Source organism: Variovorax boronicumulans, from assembly GCF_009811375.1.
Classification (GTDB): domain Bacteria; phylum Pseudomonadota; class Gammaproteobacteria; order Burkholderiales; family Burkholderiaceae_C; genus Variovorax; species Variovorax boronicumulans.
This window is the reverse complement of sequence record NZ_BKDH01000001.1, coordinates 3,751,786-3,769,548: the sequence shown is the minus strand read 5'-3', so window position 1 is coordinate 3,769,548 and position 17,763 is coordinate 3,751,786. Positions and strand designations below refer to the sequence as shown.

General features: G+C 68.1%; 16 protein-coding genes and 2 tRNA genes. 9 read left to right on the top strand and 9 right to left on the bottom strand.

What is annotated here, in order from left to right; all coding sequences use genetic code 11:
- Nucleotides 1–22 precede the first annotated feature (22 nt).
- Together VHAB30_RS17320 and VHAB30_RS17315 are read left to right on the top strand one after the other, a co-directional pair.
- Nucleotides 23–487 carry a ribonuclease HI family protein gene (locus tag VHAB30_RS17320; protein ID WP_159277918.1) on the top strand — a complete coding sequence of 155 codons (465 nt, stop codon included), beginning with the start codon at nucleotides 23–25 and terminating at the stop codon, nucleotides 485–487.
- 65 nt (nucleotides 488–552) lie between these two features.
- On the top strand, nucleotides 553–807 hold the full coding sequence (locus VHAB30_RS17315) for a DUF3297 family protein (RefSeq protein WP_062468964.1): 255 nt from the start codon (nucleotides 553–555) through the stop codon (nucleotides 805–807).
- A gap of 39 nt (nucleotides 808–846) precedes the next feature.
- Here the strand turns inward: VHAB30_RS17315 and VHAB30_RS17310 are convergent, their stop codons facing one another.
- On the bottom strand, nucleotides 847–1,899 hold the full coding sequence (locus VHAB30_RS17310; RefSeq protein WP_235926708.1) for a DUF2272 domain-containing protein: 1,053 nt from the start codon (nucleotides 1,897–1,899) through the stop codon (nucleotides 847–849).
- A gap of 90 nt (nucleotides 1,900–1,989) precedes the next feature.
- Between VHAB30_RS17310 and VHAB30_RS17305 the strand changes: the two genes are divergently transcribed.
- Nucleotides 1,990–2,991, top strand: a complete 1,002-nt coding sequence (locus tag VHAB30_RS17305; RefSeq protein ID WP_159277917.1) for an alpha/beta hydrolase — start codon at nucleotides 1,990–1,992, stop codon at nucleotides 2,989–2,991.
- Between the two features lie 5 nt (nucleotides 2,992–2,996).
- Here the strand turns inward: VHAB30_RS17305 and VHAB30_RS17300 are convergent, their stop codons facing one another.
- Both VHAB30_RS17300 and VHAB30_RS17295 read right to left on the bottom strand, forming a co-directional pair.
- Nucleotides 2,997–3,281: a hypothetical protein gene (locus VHAB30_RS17300; protein WP_062468955.1), complete on the bottom strand. Its 285-nt coding sequence runs from the start codon at nucleotides 3,279–3,281 to the stop codon at nucleotides 2,997–2,999.
- Between the two features lie 124 nt (nucleotides 3,282–3,405).
- A tRNA-Lys gene (locus tag VHAB30_RS17295) sits at nucleotides 3,406–3,481 on the bottom strand.
- 150 nt (nucleotides 3,482–3,631) lie between these two features.
- Between VHAB30_RS17295 and VHAB30_RS17290 the strand changes: the two genes are divergently transcribed.
- Nucleotides 3,632–4,339, top strand: coding sequence for an SDR family NAD(P)-dependent oxidoreductase (locus tag VHAB30_RS17290; RefSeq protein ID WP_095946812.1), 708 nt, complete (start codon nucleotides 3,632–3,634; stop codon nucleotides 4,337–4,339).
- Nucleotides 4,340–4,414: 75 nt separating this feature from the next.
- On the opposite strand, the gene VHAB30_RS17285 is transcribed toward VHAB30_RS17290, so the two are convergent.
- Nucleotides 4,415–4,490, bottom strand: a tRNA-Ala gene (locus tag VHAB30_RS17285).
- An 88-nt stretch (nucleotides 4,491–4,578) separates the two neighbouring features.
- Here VHAB30_RS17285 and VHAB30_RS17280 point away from each other — a divergent pair.
- Nucleotides 4,579–5,445, top strand: coding sequence for an alpha/beta hydrolase (locus VHAB30_RS17280; protein WP_159277916.1), 867 nt, complete (start codon nucleotides 4,579–4,581; stop codon nucleotides 5,443–5,445).
- A 40-nt stretch (nucleotides 5,446–5,485) separates the two neighbouring features.
- Here VHAB30_RS17280 and VHAB30_RS17275 read toward each other — a convergent pair whose 3' ends face one another.
- Together VHAB30_RS17275 and VHAB30_RS17270 are read right to left on the bottom strand one after the other, a co-directional pair.
- Nucleotides 5,486–6,463 carry a GMP reductase gene (locus tag VHAB30_RS17275; RefSeq protein WP_062468948.1) on the bottom strand — a complete coding sequence of 326 codons (978 nt, stop codon included), beginning with the start codon at nucleotides 6,461–6,463 and terminating at the stop codon, nucleotides 5,486–5,488.
- Nucleotides 6,464–6,683: 220 nt separating this feature from the next.
- Nucleotides 6,684–7,337, bottom strand: a complete 654-nt coding sequence (locus VHAB30_RS17270) for an OmpW/AlkL family protein (RefSeq protein ID WP_159277915.1) — start codon at nucleotides 7,335–7,337, stop codon at nucleotides 6,684–6,686.
- A gap of 199 nt (nucleotides 7,338–7,536) precedes the next feature.
- Here VHAB30_RS17270 and VHAB30_RS17265 point away from each other — a divergent pair, with 199 nt between their 5' ends.
- Complete coding sequence (locus VHAB30_RS17265) at nucleotides 7,537–9,990, top strand: UvrD-helicase domain-containing protein (protein ID WP_159277914.1); 2,454 nt, start codon at nucleotides 7,537–7,539, stop codon at nucleotides 9,988–9,990.
- Between the two features lie 45 nt (nucleotides 9,991–10,035).
- On the opposite strand, the gene VHAB30_RS17260 is transcribed toward VHAB30_RS17265, so the two are convergent.
- The 3 genes from VHAB30_RS17260 to VHAB30_RS17250 form a co-directional block, all read right to left on the bottom strand.
- Nucleotides 10,036–10,866: a BPSS1780 family membrane protein gene (locus tag VHAB30_RS17260; RefSeq protein ID WP_095744262.1), complete on the bottom strand. Its 831-nt coding sequence runs from the start codon at nucleotides 10,864–10,866 to the stop codon at nucleotides 10,036–10,038.
- A gap of 170 nt (nucleotides 10,867–11,036) precedes the next feature.
- Nucleotides 11,037–12,086 carry a homoserine kinase gene (locus VHAB30_RS17255; protein ID WP_159277913.1) on the bottom strand — a complete coding sequence of 350 codons (1,050 nt, stop codon included), beginning with the start codon at nucleotides 12,084–12,086 and terminating at the stop codon, nucleotides 11,037–11,039.
- A 73-nt stretch (nucleotides 12,087–12,159) separates the two neighbouring features.
- On the bottom strand, nucleotides 12,160–12,534 hold the full coding sequence (locus VHAB30_RS17250; protein ID WP_062468938.1) for a hypothetical protein: 375 nt from the start codon (nucleotides 12,532–12,534) through the stop codon (nucleotides 12,160–12,162).
- A 97-nt stretch (nucleotides 12,535–12,631) separates the two neighbouring features.
- On the opposite strand from VHAB30_RS17250, the gene polA reads away from it, so the two are divergent.
- From polA to VHAB30_RS17235, 3 genes are all read left to right on the top strand, one after another.
- Nucleotides 12,632–15,448, top strand: a complete 2,817-nt coding sequence (gene polA, locus VHAB30_RS17245) for a DNA polymerase I (RefSeq protein WP_159277912.1) — start codon at nucleotides 12,632–12,634, stop codon at nucleotides 15,446–15,448.
- Nucleotides 15,449–15,511: 63 nt separating this feature from the next.
- Nucleotides 15,512–16,798 (top strand): M20/M25/M40 family metallo-hydrolase, encoded by a 1,287-nt coding sequence (locus tag VHAB30_RS17240; protein WP_159277911.1) that lies wholly within the window; start codon nucleotides 15,512–15,514, stop codon nucleotides 16,796–16,798.
- A gap of 22 nt (nucleotides 16,799–16,820) precedes the next feature.
- Nucleotides 16,821–17,723 carry a LysR family transcriptional regulator gene (locus tag VHAB30_RS17235; RefSeq protein ID WP_062468929.1) on the top strand — a complete coding sequence of 301 codons (903 nt, stop codon included), beginning with the start codon at nucleotides 16,821–16,823 and terminating at the stop codon, nucleotides 17,721–17,723.
- The last annotated feature ends 40 nt before the right edge of the window (nucleotides 17,724–17,763 follow it).

Here is a 17,763-nt window from a genome sequence, read left to right as displayed (position 1 = left end):
TTCCTCTGCTTCCTGCTTCTTCATGACCGTTGCCGCGCCCGAGCGCCTTTCCCCGTGGGTCGTCCACTGCGACGGCAGCGCCATGCCGAACCCCGGGCGCATGGGTGTCGGCGTCGTCATCACGCAGCCCGACGGCACCCGCCACACCTTCTCGCAGGCCACGCACACCACGGGCTGCAACAACGAGGCCGAGCTGCGGGCGCTCACGCTCGCGCTGCGCGAGCTGCAGGCGCGCGGCGCCACCACCGTGCAGGCCTTCAGCGACAACAGCACGCTGGTCGAACAGTTGAGTGGCGGCGCCGACGTGCGGCCGATCGTGCGCATGGCGCCGCTGTTCGACGAGGCGCGCGCGCTGCTGCAGGGCTTCGACGAGGCGCGCGTGCAATGGATTCCGCGCCACCGCAACGGCGAGGCCGACGCGCTCGCGCGGGCCGCGCTGGGCTTCGGGCCGAAGCCGCCGCCCAAGGCCTGGAAGAAGCGGCGCTAGCAGCGCCCGCGAAGGGGCATGCGGCAGGTTCTATCATTCGGGTCGATTCAGACACCCGTTTTCCCATGACTGAAGAAGCCACCTCCAAGCCCACGCTGCCCGACCATCTCTCGACCGATCCGCGCAGCCCGCACCACATTCCCGCCGTGTTCGAGCACCCGATCGGCATCCGCTTCAACGGCAAGGACCGCCTGGACGTCGAGGAATACTGCATCAGCGAAGGCTGGATCAAGGTGCCCGCCGGCCGCACGCTGGACCGCAAGGGCTATCCGCTGCTGATCAAGCTCAAGGGCGCTGTCGAGGTGTACTACCGCGACTGACGGACCGGGGCACGCGCCCCACCGTTCCTGTTTTTTCTTTCAACGCCACTGCAGCAGCAGCGACCACGGCTGCCGGCTCATGTGGCGATCGATGCATGCGCTGCCGCCCGCCGTGCAGCCTTCGGGCAGGTAGCTCGGGTCCAGCAGCCGCGTGCCGGGCGCAAAGGCCAGGCGCCGCAAGGTGACCGACTGCAGCACGTTGCCACCCACGGCATCGAAGCCCGCACCGTCCACGCCCACCACCACATCGCAGTGCATCGGCAACGGTGCGCCGCCCGTGGGGCGCCCAGTGAGCCACTCGCCGATCTTGCCGAAGCCGTCGAGCGCGGCACCGCGCGGGCCGCGTGCATGGCAGACGAGATCGCCCGGGCGCGGCGGCGTGCGCATCAGGTCGCAGGCGCGCAAGGCTTGCGGGGTCGCGCGGCCCGCCGCTTCATCGATGCCGGCCTGCCACGCGGCGCCCGCGTAGTCGACGTGGGCCTCGGAGAAGACGAACTCGTCGGCACCGAGCCCGGCCTCGCGCGCGACCCAGCTGATGAACGCGGCGGACCAGGGCGTGTCGATCACCGCGACGCGCTGCAGGGCCACTTCGAGGGCGCGCTGGTCCGACGCGTCCAGCCCCTGGCCGGGGCCGACACCCAGGCCTTGCAGGCGCGCGGCGCTCGCCTGGTTCAGCGCGTCGGTCAATCGCGTGCGGTCGGCCGCGTGCGGGGCGCCGAAGCGAACGAGCGAGGGCAACCGCTCGCTCGACGGATCGACCGCGCGCCAGTAGCGCAGCACGCGTTGCCATGCGGGCAGCGCGTCGATCGGATAGCGCGTGTCTTCTGCTTCCGAATAGCCAGACTCGGTGAGTCGGCCTTCGGCGTCCATCGTCTGGCTGCCGAAGGCCACGTGCTCTTGTCGGGCCAGCGCGGCCATCGCGAGGGCGCGTGGTGGCGGCGGAATGTAGGAGGCCGTGGCAAGGCAGCCGGACGCGGCCGATGCGAAGGTGGGCGCCGCCGCGAACGCCAGGGCTGCGCACAGCGTGCGCGCTGCGTGGCGCAGCGGTTGTGTGAGCGCGGAGGAGGGCGCGATGACGGGCGGTGGCGACATGTGAGGCGAGCATAGCGGGGCACTGCCCATGGCAAGCAGAATGCAGGGCGCTCCCTGAAGCGCCGGACCGTCCGGCGCAGGCGCTCCACCGTGAAGCTCAAGACCATCCTGCTGCGGATCCTCGGCGTCATCGCCGGCCTCGTCGTCGTGGGCTACGCCGCGTTCCAGTGGAGCCCGTGGCCCTCGGTGCTGATGATCCGCTACGCCTTCGGCAAGGGATCGGACGCCGCGTCGCAGTCGCTGCTGAAGCACGTGCCGCCCGGCATCGCGGCGGTGCTCGATCAGCACTACGACGAGGCCGACCCGGATGCCTACCTCGACGTGTTCCGTCCGGCCTCGGCGGGCACCCGGCCCTTGCCCACCATCGTGTGGGTGCACGGCGGCGCCTGGGTCTCGGGCCACCGGCGCGACGTGGCGAACTACGCGCGCGTGCTGGCGGGGCAGGGCTTCACCGTGGTGGCCGTCGGCTATTCGATCGCGCCGGGCCAGGGCTATCCGGTGCCGGTGCGGCAGGTGAACACGGCGCTGGGTTATCTGGTGCGCGAGGCGGCGCGGCTGGGCGTGGACCCCGCGCGGCTCGTGCTGGCCGGTGACTCGGCGGGCGCGCACATCGTCGCGCAGGTCGCGAACGCCGTGGCCGTGCCGGGCTACGCGAAGGCCGTCGGTCTCACGCCCGTCATCGCGCGCGAGCAGCTGCGTGGTTTGCTGCTGCACTGCGGGGCCTACGACGCGGCGCAGGCCAAACTCGACGGTGCCTTCGGCGGCTTCCTGCGGACCGTGTTCTGGTCGTACAGCGGCAGCAAGGATTTCCAGAACGCGCCGGCCTTCGAGACTGCGTCGGTGCGCCGCTATGTGACCGGGGCCTTTCCGCCGTCGTTCATCACTGCAGGCAATGGCGATCCGCTCGAAGGGCAGTCGCGGTCGATGGCCGAGACGTTGACCGCGAAGGGCGTGCAGGTCGACAGCCTGTTCTTCCTCGCCGATCAAACGCCGGCGTTGCCGCACGAGTACCAGTTCAACCTCGACGATGCGCCGGGGCGGCTGGCGCTGGAGCGCTCGCTGCAGTTCTTGCGGCGCGTCACGGCGCCGTAGCTAGGTCAGCCCTGGGGCTTGCTCGGCAGGTCGCCTTCGCGCAGCTTGCGGCCGACCCACATCAGGCCGGTTTCATAGTCGGCGCTGCCGACCTGCACGCCGCCCACGGTGCGCAGCGCGCCGGTGCCGTCATCGGTGGCCGGGCCTTCGCCCGTGAGGTCGCCGGGGACCAGCAGGCGGCCGTCCTTCAGGAAGTCGGCAATGCGCAACTGGCGCATGCCGCGGCCCCAATGCCAGTGCTGCTTGAGGTCGAAGGATTTCGGCGATGGCGCGGGTTTGGATTTCTTCACGGGATGTCGGGGAGGGGCTTGCGAAGGTTCGCGTCGGCGCGATCAAACGTACAAGTGAACGCACCATGAAAAAAGCCTGCTACCTTGTGGGTAGCAGGCTTTCCAGCGTTGCCGCGATGTTGGTTGGTGGGCCCTGAGTGACTCGAACACTCGACCTACGGATTAAGAGTCCGCTGCTCTACCAACTGAGCTAAGAGCCCTTGCTTTGAAAACCGTTAGTGTTTTCTGGCAAGACCACGAGTATATACCAATCTTTTTGGGACTTCAAAAATTTTCTGCACATTTGTACGAGAGCGTTAGGATGCGCGACCGTCGGGGCCCCGCCCCACCCCCTATCCGAGGAGTTTTCGATGAGCGATGCAAGCAACACGCCCCATGTACTGATCACCGGCGCCGCGGGCGCGCTGGGCCGGGCCGTGGCCCAGCACTTTCTTGACCAGGGCGCGCGGCTCGCGCTGGTCGACCACCACGCCGGTCGCCTGGCCGAAGTCTTTCCGGGCCTGGACAACTCGCAGCACCTGCTGCTGGCCGGGGACGTGACCTCGGCGCCCGACATGGCCGCGCTCACCGGCCAGGTGCTGCAGGCCTTCGGCCGCGTCGATGCGCTGGTGCACATTGCCGGCGGCTTCGAGATGGGCGAGGCGACGCACGCGCTCACGCGCGCGAGCTGGGACCGGATGATGAACCTCAACGCCTGGTCGTTCGTCGCCGTGACGCAGGCCGTGCTGCCCTCGATGATCGAGCGCCGCGCGGGCCGCATCGTCGCGGTGACGGCCAAGGTGGCGGCGCGCGGCCTGCCGGCCATGGCGGCGTACATCGCGTCGAAGAGCGCGCTGCAGCGGCTGGTGGAATCGATGGCGGCGGAGGCCGCGCCGCACGGCGTGAACATCAACAGCGTGGCGCCCAGCGTGCTGGACACGCCAGCCAACCGCCAGGCGATGCCCGACGCGAACCCGGCCGAGTGGGTGTCGACCTCGGTCGCGGCGCAGACCATCGGCTTCCTGGCATCGCCGGGCGCCGCGGCGCTGCACGGCCAGCACCTGACGCTCGACGCCTGACATTTCCCGGCCGCAGCGCACAGCTGCAAATGAAAAAGGCCTTGGCGATTGCCAAGGCCTTTTTGCTGGGTCGGTTGGTGGAGAGGAGGAGGATCGAACTCCCGACCTCCGCATTGCGAACGCGGCGCTCTCCCAGCTGAGCTACCCCCCCAACACAGCCCACATTTTATCCAGCCGCGCATTTCCATGCACGCGGCCGTGCCAAGATGCGCCCCGGAAAAACAAGGAGCAAGCACCGCATGGAAGCGCACGACCCCGCCTGGCTGGAAGGCATGTACAACAATCTGGCGCGGGTGAAGGACCACCCCGCGTACTTCGCGCGCTGGGGGCGCGATTCCGCCGCGGCGCGCGACACGCTGCCGTGCCGCATCGATGTGCCCTACGGCACCGGCCCGAACGAAACGCTCGACGTCTTTCCGGCGCCTGTGCCCGATGCGCCGGTGCTGGTCTTCATCCACGGCGGCTACTGGCGCGCCATGGACAAGAAGGACCACTCGTTCATCAGCCCCGCCTTCCACGACCGCGGCATCTGCGTGGTGCAGCCCAACTACGCGCTGTGCCCGGGCCCGGTCGACCAGCCGGTGACGGTGCCCAGCATCCTGCTGCAGATGGTGCGGGCGCTCGAATGGACGTGGCGTCACGTGGCAGCGCATGGCGGCGACCCGTCGCGCATCACCGTCGCCGGGCATTCTGCGGGTGGCCACATGGCGGCCGCGTTGCTGGCCTGCGACTGGAAGGCGGTCGCGCCCGACCTGCCCGCGCAACTCGTGCGCAATGCATTGTCGGTGTCGGGGTTGTTCGATCTGCGTCCGTTGCAGCGCACGCCCTTCCTCGAGCACACGCTGAAGCTCACCGATGCCGACGCGCGGCGCGCAAGCCCGGCACTGTGGCCCGCGCCGGCGCGCGGCCAGCTCTATGCGGCGGTGGGGGGCAACGAGAGCGCGGAGTTCATCCGCCACACCGCGATGATCCGCGAGGCTTGGGGCCGCCACACCGTGCCGGTGTGCGAGGTGCTGCCGGGGCTTGACCACTTCGGCGTGGTCGATGCGCTGGCCGATCCGGCCCACGCGCTGCACCGCTACGCAGTGCAGCTGCTCGAGGCCTGAAAGAAAAAGAAAAGACGGGCGGGCAGACCGCCCGTCGCGCTCACATCAGCAGGTGTTCGCCGGCGTTGTCGCCGCCCAGCGTGACGTAGTTGACCTTGCGGATGTCCATCAGCGTGCGGCCGCCCGCGTAGCTGATCGAGCTCTGCACGTCCTGCTCCATCTCGACCAGCGTGTCGGCCAGCTTGCCCTTGATGGGCTCGAGGATGCGCTTGCCTTCGACGTGCTTGTACTCGCCCTTGTTGAAGTCGCTGGCCGAGCCGTAGTACTCCTTGAAGAGCGTGCCGTCGACGTCGACCGTCTTGCCGGGCGACTCTTCGTGGCCCGCGAACAGCGAGCCGATCATGACCATCGACGCGCCGAAGCGGATGCTCTTGGCGATGTCTCCGTGGTCGCGGATGCCGCCGTCGGCAATGATCGGCTTGGTGGCCACGCGCGCGCACCACTTGAGCGCCGACAGCTGCCAGCCGCCCGTGCCGAAGCCGGTCTTGAGCTTGGTGATGCAGACCTTGCCCGGGCCGATGCCGACCTTGGTCGCGTCGGCGCCCCAATTCTCCAGGTCGATCACGGCTTCGGGCGTGCCGACGTTGCCGGCGATCACGAACGACTTCGGCAGCTTGGCCTTGAGGTAGCCGATCATGTTCTTCACGCTGTCGGCATGGCCGTGCGCGATGTCGATCGTGATGTATTCGGGCACGAGGCCTTGGGCCACCATCTGGTCGACCGTGTCGTAGTCGGGCTTCTTCACGCCCAGCGAGATCGAGGCGAACACGCCCTTGCCCTGCATGTCTTTCACGAACTGGACGTTGTCCAGGTCGAAGCGGTGCATCACGTAGAAATAACCGTTCTGTGCGAGCCACAGGCAGATCGACTCGTCGACCACCGTTTTCATGTTGGCAGGCACCACCGGCAGGCGGAAGGTGCGCTCGCCCAGCGTGACGCTGGCGTCGCATTCCGAGCGGCTTTCCACGCGGCATTTGCGCGGCAGCAGAAGGATGTTGTCGTAATCGAAGATTTGCATGACCAGGCTCCTGAAAGGAATCGTTGAGTGGAACGAATGAGCGCTTGGTCCGGCCGGTTCTCGTGGTCGCGTCATGAAAATGACGGCCAAAAAAAACCGGACGCAAGAAACTTGGGCCCGGTGATTGATTTTACGGCCATGGCGATGATGCGCAAGTTGCCGGGGCGTATTGACCCTATGGGTTGCTGCGTATACCCGACGACCGCGGTGCGCTTCTTCCTCAGAACCGGTAGCCGATGCCCACGCCGAACAGCCACGGGTCGACCTTCACGGTCGACAGCTGCACGCCATTCATGTTCACGGCGCTGCGGATGCGCAGCTTCTTCACGTCGAGGTTGAGGTAGGTGTTCTTCGCCACCTCGATGTCGACACCGGCGCCCAGCGCGAGGCCGAAGCTTTCGTTCTGCAGCTGAAGGCGGCCGACCGTCGGCACCTGCAGGTTGACGCTGCTCAGGCGCGTGTAGTTCAGGCCCGCGCCGATGTAGGGGCGGATCTTCGCGGTGGGCATGAAGTGGTACTGCAGCATCAGCGAGGGCGGCAGGTGCTTGAAGGTGCCGATGTCCACCGGGCCGCCCAGCGCGCTCTGTTGCACGGTGACCGTCTGTTTCTGCGGCACCGTCAGCACCAGCTCGGCGGCGATGTTCGGCGTGAAGAAGTAGGTGACGTCGAGCTCGGGAATGGTCTTGCTGTTGACCGTGATGGCATCGGCCGGAATCGACAGGTCGGCCACCGGGGCCGAGTGGTTCGCCGGCTTCAGGTACACGGCGCGGGCGCGCACCAACCAGTTGCCTTGTGCTTCCTGCGCCGCGGCCGGCAGGGCGGCCATGGCGCCGAGCAGGGCGGCGAGGCAGGCGGGGGCGAATTTCTTGGGCATGGGTTCTCCAGTGACGGCCGGCGCGCAGGGCCGGCAACTGAGAGGCAGTCTCCCGCCGGGCACGGCCGTATCACTTGATCTGCCGCAAGAGGGGCAGGCCCGCGCACGCCAGCGGGCCCGGCCTTGATCCAGGTCATGCCCGCAGGGGCAAGCGCGCCCGGCGGGGCCCTGGGCGGGGCAGCTTTCTACAATGGAGCCCATGCTCCCTCACGACCTGTTTTCCGGCGCGTCCGCAGCCGATACGGGCGGCCCTGCCTCGCCGTTGCTCAACAACCTCAACGCCGAGCAGCTTGCTGCCGTCACGCTGCCCGCGGGCAATGCCCTCATCCTTGCCGGTGCCGGCTCCGGCAAGACGCGGGTGCTCACCACCCGCATCGCCTGGCTGCTGCAGACGGGGCAGGTGTCCGCCGGCGGCATCCTGGCCGTCACCTTCACCAACAAGGCCGCCAAGGAAATGATGACGCGGCTGACCGCGATGCTGCCGGTGAACGTGCGCGGCATGTGGATCGGCACCTTCCACGGCCTGTGCAACCGCCTGCTGCGCGCGCACTGGAAGCTGGCCAACCTGCCCTCGACCTTCCAGATCCTCGACACACAAGACCAGCTCTCGGCCATCAAGCGCCTGATGAAGCAGTTCAACGTCGACGACGAGCGCTTTCCGGCCAAGCAGACGCAGTGGTTCATCGCCGGCGCCAAGGAAGACGGCCTGCGCCCCGGCGACATCGAAGCCCGCAGCGACGACGACCGCAAGAAGGTCGAGCTCTACCAGCTGTACGAAGAGCAGTGCCAGCGCGAAGGCGTGGTCGACTTCGGCGAGCTGATGCTGCGCAGCTACGAGCTGCTGCGCGACAACGAGCCCGTGCGCGAGCACTACCAGCGGCGCTTTCGCCACATCCTGGTCGACGAGTTCCAGGACACCAACCGCCTGCAGTACGCATGGCTGAAGATGCTCGCGGGCCACACGGCGATCGGCGGCCACTTCACGCCGGGCGAGCACAACAGCGTGATCGCCGTGGGCGACGACGACCAGAGCATCTACGCCTTCCGCGGTGCGCGCGTGGGCAACATGACCGACTTCGTGCGCGAGTTCGACGTGCGCCGCCAGATCGTCCTGGAGCAGAACTACCGCAGCTACAGCAACATCCTCGACTCGGCCAACGAGCTCATCAGCCACAACAAGAAGCGCCTGGGCAAGAACCTGCGCACCGACCAGGGGCCAGGCGAGCCCGTGCGCGTGTACGAATCGCCCACCGACCTCGCCGAGGCGCAGTGGATGGTCGAGGAAATGCGCCAGCTGGCGCGCGACGGCTTCGACCGCAAGGAAATGGCCGTGCTCTACCGCAGCAATGCGCAGAGCCGGGTGATCGAAACGGCGCTGTTCAATGCCTCGGTGCCGTACCGCGTGTACGGCGGCTTGCGCTTCTTCGAGCGCGCCGAAATCAAGCACGCGCTGGCCTACCTGCGCCTGCTCGAGAACAAGGACGATGACACCAGTTTCCTGCGTGTCGTCAACTTCCCGCCGCGCGGCATCGGTGCGCGCACGCTCGAAAGCCTGCAGGACGCGGCGCGCGCCGCCGGGCGCTCGCTGCACGACGCGGTGAGCGCGGTCGGCGGCAAGGCCGGCTCGAACCTCACGGCCTTCGTCGCCAAGATCGACGTGCTGCGCGAGCAGACCCAGGGCGTGAGCCTGCGCGAGATCATCGAGCTGGTGCTCGACCACAGCGGCCTCGTCGAACACTACAAGGCCGATCGCGAAGGCGCCGACCGCATCGAGAACTTGGACGAACTCGTGAACGCGGCCGAGAGCTTCGTCACGCAGGAAGGCTTCGGCCGCGACGCCGTGGCGCTGCCGGTCGACGAGCTGCGCCAGTCGCCCGCCAGCCAGGGGCTCGACCCCAGCCGGCCGGTGCTCGACGAGCCGCTGGCGCCCGACGCCGAAACCGGCGAAACGCTGAGCCCGCTCGCGGCCTTCCTGACGCATGCGGCGCTCGAGTCGGGCGACAACCAGGCGCAGGCCGGGCAGGACGCGGTGCAGCTCATGACCGTGCACGCCGCCAAGGGCCTGGAGTTCGACTGCGTGTTCATCACCGGCATGGAAGAGGGCCTGTTCCCGCACGAGAACTCGATGAGCGATTTCGAGAGCCTCGAGGAAGAACGGCGCCTGATGTACGTGGCGATCACGCGCGCCCGCAAGCGCCTGTACCTGAGCCATTCGCAGACGCGCATGCTGCACGGCCAGACGCGCTACAACGTCAAGAGCCGCTTCTTCGACGAGCTGCCGGAAGGCGCACTCAAGTGGCTCACGCCGAAGAACCAGGGCTTTGCGCCCTCGGCCTTCGGCTATGGCGGCGGCTACGGCAGCACGCGCGGTGGTGCCGGTGGCTACGGTGGTGGGGGAGGCGGCGGCAACCGCTACGGTGGTGGAGGCAGCAGCGCCGGCAAGGACACCTTCGCCAGCCCGCCCGTGCCGCCGCAGAAGACCGCGCCGTCGCACGGCCTGCGCTCAGGCATGCAGGTGTTCCACAACAAGTTCGGCGAGGGCACGGTGACCGCGCTCGAAGGCACCGGCGACGATGCGCGGGCGCAGGTGAAGTTCGCGCGCCACGGCGTGAAGTGGCTGGCGCTGTCGGTGGCGAAGCTCACGCCGGTCTGAGTCCGGCGGTCCCGCTTGCCCGAAAGGGCAGCGGGCGATGCCCGCTCAGTTCGCGTCGAAGCTGTCCCGGAAGGTGAACCAGGTCGAGGCCAGCGACATGGCTGCCAGCACCAGCGCGGTGCCGATCATCAGGATGTTGCCGATCGCCAGGGCTGCGCCGTCGGAGCCCATGGCGCCGACGCCGATCAGCACGGTGGCGAGCAGGCCGATGGCGATGCCCGCGAGCATGAACACGCCGAACCACGCCAGGCCGAACAGCGCGTAGGCGCCGAAGTTGCGGAACAGCGCGACGATGCTGAAGAAGACGCTCTTCACCGGTTCCACGCGGTGCCAATGCACCAGCGCCGGCGCATGCCACATGGCCAGCGACAGCGGCAGGTTCAGGCACATCAGCAGCGTGCGCGCCGTGAGGAACTCGCTGCTCTTCATGACTTCGGGCGTCACCACCTCGTCGAACAGGTAGGCGCGCATGAGCTGGCCGCCGTCGACCAGTGCCGTCAGCGTGACGGCCAGCACGAAGTACACGGCCGAGATCACGCCCAGCACCACCAGCGAGCGCCATTCGGTGCGCATGGCGTCGAACACCGCGATGAACATGGCCGAGCCCGTGGGGCGGCCCAGGTCGCCCGCATTGCCCAGGCCGTCGGCGTTGTCGGTCGCGGCCACCGAGGTCGCGACCATCAGGCCGAGGGTCATGAAGGGCAGCAGGATCGGGGCGAGCACGCTGCCGAGCAGCGGCAGCATCGACACCGTCGAGATCATCGCCATCAGCAGGAAGAACAGCGAGATGAAGGCCAACGGCTGGCGCCAGAAGGTCTTGAGTCCGAGGCGGACCCAGTCGAAGCCGGTGCGCGCCGGCACGAGGTGGAGTTTCATGTGGGGGTCAGAAGGTGTGAATGAATCCGGCGTGGCCGAGCAGCCCGCCCAGGCGCGCCCCATCAAGGCGCGAAGCGCAGCCATAGCTTGGGCTATGGCGAGCATTTGCAACGCAGAGTGGGTGTGTCTGGGCGGGATGAGCGGGCATGGCGGGTTCGGTCACACCTTCTTTAGGCTGCCAGCGCCGGTTCGAGGACGTGGGCGATGGCGTGCGGGTGGGTGGCGCGCTCGCGCAGCACGCGCTCGAAGTGCGTCGGGTCGTGGGGCTTGAGCATGCTGGCCTCGCGCGGCAGGTGGAAGTCCCACAGGCGCGAGATCCAGAAGCGCAGCGCGGCGGCGCGCAGCATCGCGGGCAGCAGGGCGCGCTCGGCGGCGTTCAGCGCGCGCACGCCTTCGTAGGCGGCGAGCAGGGCGTCGGCGCGGGCGGCGTCATGCCGGCCGCTGGCCAGGTCGATGGCCCAGTCGTTCAGGCACACGGCCAAGTCGAACAGCCAGGTGTCGGTGCCAGCGAAATAGAAGTCGAACACGCCCGTGAGGCGCGGCGGCGCATCGGGCGCGCCGTCGGTCGCGAACATCACGTTGTCGCGGAACATGTCGGCATGCACCGGGCCGCGCGGCAGTGCCGCGTAGGCCGACGATTCGGCGACATGGTTCTGGTAGGCCAGCTCGGCGCGCAGCAGCGCAGCCTGCGCCTCGTCCATGTAGGGCAGCACCACCGGGGTGGTCTCGTTCCACCAGGGCAGGCCGCGCAGGTTGGGCTGGATGCGCGGATAGTCGCGCCCGGCCAGATGCATGCGGGCCAGCATGGCGCCCAGTTCGGCGCAGTGGGCGGCCGTGGGGGCCAGCTCGCTGCGGCCCGACAGCTTCTGCACCAGCGCCGCGGGCTTGCCGGCCACGCGGTGCAGCAGCTCGCAAGGCGCCTGCGCGGGAATCGACAGCGCATGGCCGGTCGGCGGCGCCACGGCCGGGTCGGCCACGGGCGCGGGCACCGGCAGGCCGGCACCGGCCAGGTGCTTCATGAGGCAAAGGTAGTACGGCAGCTGCTCGGCGCTCAGGCGCTCGAACAGCGTCAGCACGAATTCGCCCGATTCGGTGGTGGCGAAGTAGTTGGTGTTCTCGATGCCGCCCTCGATGCCGCGCAGCTCGCGCAGGGCGCCCATGCCAAGGCGCTGGACGAGCGCGTCTGCCTCGCCGAACTGGACTTCGGTAAAAACTGCCATGGCGATGCTCAGCGCCGGACGGCGGCTGCGGGAGAAAAGAGGGTTGTCGGGAAGGAGAACGACAGCGTCACGGTCAGAACTTCAGCACGTTCCAGACACGCGGGCCGTTGCCGCCGCTGTTCGCGTCGCCGGTCGTGCCGGGGCGGGCGCTGCCGCCGTCGTTGGGCAGCACTTCGTAACCGGGCATGTTCGACTTGGGCTTGACGTTGATGCTCTGCGTGCGGCCGCCGTAGCGCACCTCGTCGACCGAGGCGCCGCTGTCTTCCGTGTGGATGTGCTCGACCTTCTGGTTGCGCCGGCCGTCGGCCTGCTCCTGATTTTGTAGCGGTTCCGCCGGGGCCGGCTTGGCGGCGGGCGCGGCCGGCGCCTGCGCGAGGGCGGCAACGGGGGTGGCGAAAGCCAGCGCCAGCAGGATGCGGCGGGCGACCAGGAGTGGGGAGCTAGGCATGCGCAGATTGTAGGCGTGCACCCGCTGGCGGCGTGTCGGCCGCCAGCCGACCCTGGTGTCGTTCGGGGCGCCGGTCCGGGCACGGCAAAATGCCCCGATGACCGACAAGAAAACGCTGCTGCTCGTCGATGGCTCGAGCTACCTGTACCGGGCCTTCCACGCGATGCCCGATCTGCGCGCCGTGCCCGGCGACCCGAAGAGCCCGGCCACCGGGGCGATCCGGGGCATGATCAACATGATGACCGCGCTGCGCCGCGAGGTGCGCGCCGACTACGCGGCCTGCATCTTCGACGCCCCCGGCAAGACCTTCCGCGACGACTGGTACCCCGAGTACAAGGCCAACCGCTCGCCGATGCCCGACGACCTGCGCAGCCAGATCGACCCCATCCACGAAGTGGTCAAGCTGCTGGGCTGGCCGGTGATCACCGTGCCCGAGGTCGAGGCCGACGACGTGATCGGCACGCTCGCCAAGGTGGCGGCCGCGCAGGGCGTCGAAGTGATCGTGTCCAGCGGCGACAAGGACCTGAGCCAGCTGGTCGACGAGCACATCACCATCATCGACACGATGAACGGCAAGAAACGCGACATCGCCGGCGTGACGGCCGAGTTCGGCGTGCCCCCCAGCCTCATGGTCGACTACCAGACGCTCATCGGCGACACGGTCGACAACGTGCCCGGCGTGCCCAAGGTCGGCCCGAAGACCGCCGCCAAATGGCTGCTCGAATACGGCTCGCTCGATGCACTGGTCGAACGTGCCGCCGAAGTGAAGGGCGCCGCCGGCGAAAACCTGCGCCAGGCGCTCGACAAGCTGCCGCTGAGCCGCCGCCTCGTCACCATCCGCACCGATTGCGACCTGAACGGCTTTGTCGAAGGCCTGCCGTCGCTCGAAGGCCTGCCCGTCGGCGCGCCGCAGACGGCCGAGCTGAAGCCCTTCTACGAGAAGTTCGGTTTCAAGAGCCTCGTCAAGTCGCTCGAAGCGCAGGAAGTGCCGCCCGAGCTGATCGAAGAGAACGCCAAGAAGAAGGCCGCCTCCAAGGCCGACCGCGACCAGGGCGGCCTGTTCGACGAGCCTTCCGAGCTGGAAGCGCAAGAGGCCGCCGCGCCCGCGAGCAACCTGAAGTACGACTCCATCATGGAGTGGGCGCAGTTCGACGCCTGGCTCGCCAAACTCGAGGCCGCCGAACTCACGGCCATCGACACCGAGACCACCTCGCTCGACGAAATGGTCGCGCAGATCGTGGGCATCAGCTTCAGCGTCACGCCGGGCGAAGCGGCCTACATTCCGCTCACGCACAACTACCCCGACGCGCCCGCGCAGCTGCCCATCGACGAGGTGCTCGCCAGGCTCAAGCCCTGGCTCGAGAACGCCGACAAGAAAAAGCTCGGCCAGCACATCAAGTACGACCGCCACGTGTTCGCCAACCACGGCATCGAGGTGCAGGGCTACGCGCACGACACCATGCTGCAAAGCTACGTGCTCGAAGTGAACAAGCCGCACGGCCTGTCGTCCCTGGCCGAGCGTCACCTGGGGCGCAGCGGCATCTCGTACGAAGACCTGTGCGGCAAGGGCGCGCACCAGATCTCGTTCAGCCAGGTCGACATCGCCAAGGCCGCCGAGTACTCGTGCGAAGACAGCGACCAGACGCTCGACGTGCATCGCACGCTCTGGCCCCTGCTGCAGAAGGAAGAAAAGCTGGCCTACATCTACCAGCTCGAAATGGATTCGAGCGAGGCGCTGTACCGCATCGAACGCAACGGCGTGCTGATCGACGCGCCCACGCTGGCCGCGCAGAGCCACGACCTGGGCACGCGCATCATGGCGCTGGAGCAGGAGGCCTACGACATCGCGGGCCAGCCCTTCAACCTGGGTTCGCCCAAGCAGATCGGCGAAATCTTCTTCACCAAGCTGGGCCTGCCCGTGGTCAAGAAGACGCCGAGCGGCGCGCCCAGCACCGACGAAGAAGTGCTCGAGAAGCTGGCCGAAGACTATCCGCTGCCCGCCAAGATCCTCGAGCACCGCGGCCTCTCGAAGCTCAAGGGCACCTACACCGACAAGCTGGGCCAGCTGGCCAACCCGCGCACCGGCCGCGTGCACACGCACTACGCGCAGGCGGTGGCCGTCACGGGCCGCCTGAGCAGCAACGACCCCAACCTGCAGAACATCCCGATCCGCACGCCCGAAGGCCGCCGCGTGCGTGAGGCCTTCGTGGCACCGGCGGGCAGCGTGATCGCGAGCGCCGACTACTCGCAGATCGAGCTGCGCATCATGGCCCACATCAGCGGCGACGAGTCGCTGCTGCGCGCCTTCACCGACGGCGTCGACGTGCACCGCGCCACGGCCGCCGAGGTGTTCGGCACCACGCCCGACCAGGTGTCCAGCGAGCAGCGCCGCTATGCCAAGGTCATCAACTTCGGGCTCATCTACGGCATGAGCAGCTTCGGCCTGGCGAAGAACCTGGGCATCGAGACCAAGGCGGCGGCCTCGTACATCGATCGCTACTTCGCGCGCTACCCGGGCGTGAAGACCTACATGGACCAGATCGTGGAGTTCGCGCGCGACAAGGGCTATGTCGAGACCGTGTTCGGCCGGCGCCTCTACCTGAGCGAGATCAACGGCGGCAACGGCCCCCGCAAGAAGGCGGCCGAGCGCCAGGCCATCAACGCGCCGATGCAGGGCACGGCGGCCGACCTCATCAAGCTCAGCATGGTCAAGGTACAGAACGTGCTTGACGAAGAAAAGCGCGCCACCCGAATGATCATGCAGGTGCACGACGAACTGGTGTTCGAAGTGCCCGAGGCCGAGGTCGAATGGGTGCGCACCGAAATCCCGCGCCTGATGGCCGGCGTGGCGGCGCTCAAGGTGCCGCTGCTCGCCGAGATCGGCGTCGGTCCCAACTGGGACAAGGCCCACTGATCCTCACTGATCCACATTTGCACGATCCCCAAGAGACAAACGACAGAAAGAAGAAACACGCCCATGAAACTCCAGCCCCGCACCTTCCTGCTCGCCGCCGTCGGCGCGGCCTTCCTCGGTACCGCTTCCGCAGCCCCCGATGCCCGCATCGCCGCGCTGGCCGCCAAGGAAAAGCCCGCCCTGCTCGAGACGCTGAAGGAGCTGGTCTCCATCGAGTCGGGCAGCCGCGACATCGAAGGCCTCGAGAAGATCTCCGATCTCATCGCCGCCAAGTTCAAGGCGCTGGGCGGTGAGGTCGAGCTGATCGACCCGAGCGCCGACGCCTACCGCATGGAAGACACGCCCGAGAAAATCGGCCGCGTGGTGCGCGCCACCTTCAAGGGCACGGGCACCAAGAAGATCATGCTCATCGCGCACATGGACACGGTCTACACCGTGGGCATGCTCAACAAGCAGCCGTTCCGCGTCGACGGCGACAAGGCCTACGGCTTGGGCATTGCCGACGACAAGCAGGGCGTGGCCGTCATCACGCACCTGGTGTCGATGCTGCAGGCGCTGAAGTTCAAGGACTACGGCACGCTCACCGTGCTGATCAACGGCGACGAGGAAATCAGCTCGCCGGGTTCGCGCGCGCTGCTCACCAAGCTCGGCGGCGAGCACGATGCGGTGCTGTCGTTCGAGGGTGCGTCGATCAAGGACGACAAGCTCTCGCTGGCCACCGCGGGCATCGCCTCGGTCACGCTGAACGTGGCGGGCAAGGCCTCGCACGCGGGCTCGGCGCCTGAGCTGGGCGTGAACGCGCTGTACGAGCTGTCGCATCAGATCCTGCAGATGCGCGACCTGTCCGACCCGTCCACGGGCCTGAAGATGAACTGGACCATCTCCAAGTCGGGCACCAACCGCAACGTGATCCCGGCCAGCGCCACCGCGGGCGCCGACGTGCGCGTGCTCAAGGTGGCCGACTACGACCGCATCGAGCAGCAGGTGAACGAGCGCGTGAAGAAGCAGCTGGTGCCTGACGCCAAGGTCGAGCTGAAGTTCGAACGCCGCCGTCCGCCGCTCGAGGCCACCGACGCGTCGCGTGCGCTGGCCAAGCATGCGCAGGCCATCTACAAGGACGAGCTGGGCCGCCCGCTGGGCGCCGACGACAAGGCGGCCGGTGGCGGCACCGACGCGGCGTTCGCCTCGCTCAAGACCAAGGCGCCGGTCATCGAGCGCTTCGGCCTGCAAGGCTTCGGCGCGCACACGGCCGACGCCGAGTACGTGCTGATCGATTCGATCGAGCCGCGTCTCTATCTGGGCGTGCGCATGGTGATGGACATCGCGACGGGCAAGACCACCGTCCGCTGACCGCCCCCGACGACTGTCGGCCATGCGGCTGCGCCACATCGAGGTCTTCAACGCGATCATGCTCGCGGGCAGCGTGAGCGCGGCCGCGCGGCTCATCAACATCACGCAGCCGGCCGTGAGCCGCACGCTGCAGCATGCCGAGCTGCAGCTGGGCTTTCCGCTGTTCCAGCGCGCCAAGGGGCGGCTCACGCCGACCACCGAGGCGCTCACGCTGTACCCGCACATCGAGCGGCTGTTCGCACAGCTCGACGAGGTGCAGCGGCTGGCGGCGAACCTGCGCGCGGGCAACGACACGGGCGAGCTGCGCATCCTCAGCGTGCTCGCACTGAGCTACGAAATCCTGCCGCGCGCGCTCAAGGCCTTCCGCGAGATGCACCCGGGCTACGCGATCACGGTCGAGTCGCTGCACTCGCCGCAGATCATGTCGGCGCTGCTGCTGCAGGAGGCCGATGTGGGCTTTGCCTTCAGCCCCGCGGTGCATCCCTCGCTCACGCAGGAGACGCTGGCCGACAGCCGCATGGTGTGCGTCGCGCCCAAGGGCATGCTGCCGCGTGCGCTGGTGCGCAACGGCTCGGTGGCGCTGCACGACCTCATCGACCGCCCGGTGATCGGCCTCGACGGCCGCGACCCGGTCGGCACCAGCCTGAGCCAGGCCTGCCGGCAGGCGGGCGTGGGCTTCCAGCAGGCCGTGGTCACGGTGCAGACCTACCACGCGGCGCTGGCCATGGCGCACCACGGGCTGGGCGTGGCGCTGGTCGACGGCTGCACGGCGCGCTCGGCCGACCGTGCCAAGGTCGACGTGCTGACGCTGGAGCCGCACATTCCGGTGCCGGTGCGCGCGCTGCGCTTTGCGGGCCGGCCCGACTCGGTGGCGGTGCGCGGCATCACGCGCTGCATGCGCGAAGCGATCGAGCAGACCGCCTGAGAAAGATGCGGGGCATTCGCCTCGCGCCATAATCCGCGCC